We start from the raw sequence: 1,567 nt of genomic DNA on the forward strand, positions 1-1,567 counted from the left end.
ATCGTGCTGGAACACGCCAACACCCCGGAGCTGCAGCAGCGCTGCCTCAAGATCTGCGAGATCGGCGCCCAGATGCGCCTGCTCTACACCACCGCCCTCTATCACGACTACGTCGCTCAGGAAATTCCCCTGCCTGAACTGGACATGGCTGCCTGAGCCCGCCCCTGGGCGGAATCGCGGCATCGCATTGGCATTGACGGCCCCGCCCGGGGCCTGAGCAGATGAAAGGCTTGAATATCATGGCAGTGGCAAAGACAGACGAATTCAACAACTACATCAACGGCGAATGGTCGAAGAGCGCCAGCGGGCGCACCTTCGACAACGTCAACCCGGCCGATACCGGCGATATCGTTGGCCGTTTCCAGGCCTCGACCGCGGATGACGCGCAGGCCGCCGTGGCCGCCGCCGCGGCCGCGTTCGACGCCTGGAAGAAAACCCCCATCTCCAAGCGTGCCAAGATCCTCAACGGCGCCGCCGACTATCTGGAAGCCAACGCAGGCCAGATCGCCGAGGAACTGACCCGCGAAGAAGGCAAGGCGCTCAACCTGAGCAAGGATGAAGTGCTGCGCTCCGCGCAGACCATCCGCTTCTATGCCGTGGAAGGGCAGTCCTTCTCCGGCGAGACCTATCCCCAGGACGATCCCGACACGGTGTCGATCCCGGCGCGCAAGATTGCCCCGGCGCTGATCGCGGGCAACACCGTGGTGTTCAAGCCCTCGTCGGACGCGCCGCTGAGCGGCTACCGGCTGGCGCAGGCGTTTGTCGAAGCCGGCATCCCCAAGGGCGTGCTCAACTTCATCACCGGCCGTGCCGGCGACGTGGGCGCGGCCATTACCGAAGCACCGGCGGTGCGTGCGATCTCCTTTACCGGCTCCACGGCGGCTGGCCAGCATATCCATCGCTCGGTGTCGCTGAGCACGCGCACGCAGATGGAACTCGGCGGCAAGAACCCGCTGATCGTGATGGAAGACGCCGACCTGGACCGCGCGGTGGACCTCACCATCAAGGGCGGCTTGTCGCTCAGCGGCCAGGCGTGCACCGGCACCAGCCGCGTGCTGGTGATGGCTTCGGTCAAGGCCGCCTATACGGAGAAATTGCTGGCCAAGGTCAAGACCCTGAAGATCGGCAGCGGCATGACGCCTGGCATGGACGTGGGCCCGCTCGCGACYCGCAAGCAGCTCGAAACGGTGCTCGGCTATGTGGAAGCCGGCAAGGCCGAAGCCACGCACCTGTGCGGCGGCGACCGCCTGGGCGGCGAGCCATACGACAAGGGCTTCTATGTCTCGCCGGCCGTCTTCACCGGCGTCACCCAGCAGATGCGCATYGCCCGCGAGGAAATCTTCGGGCCGGTGATCGCCATCATCGAGGTGAGCAGCTACGCCGACGCCATCGCCAAGGCCAACGACACCGAGTACGGCTTGTCGGCCGCCATCGTGACCAGCAACCCGCGCTATGCGCACGACTTCGCGCATGACATCCAGTCGGGCACGGTCAAGATCAACCGCACCACCACGGGCAACCTGATCAACGCGCCGTTCGGCGGCCTCAAGCAATCCAGCACCTCCAC

At 65.3% G+C, this 1,567-nt stretch carries 1 protein-coding gene and 1 pseudogene; both read left to right on the plus strand.

Features of this window, described 5'->3' with window-relative positions; all coding sequences use genetic code 11:
• Positions 1–156, plus strand: a pseudogene (locus AC1DS3_RS39040) (TenA family transcriptional regulator); the annotation flags it as partial.
• Between the two features lie 83 nt (positions 157–239).
• On the plus strand, positions 240–1,567 hold a 1,328-nt coding region (locus AC1DS3_RS39045; protein WP_477129416.1), incomplete at its 3' end, for an aldehyde dehydrogenase family protein.

It is taken from the genome of Cupriavidus sp. 01L46 (assembly GCF_056399905.1).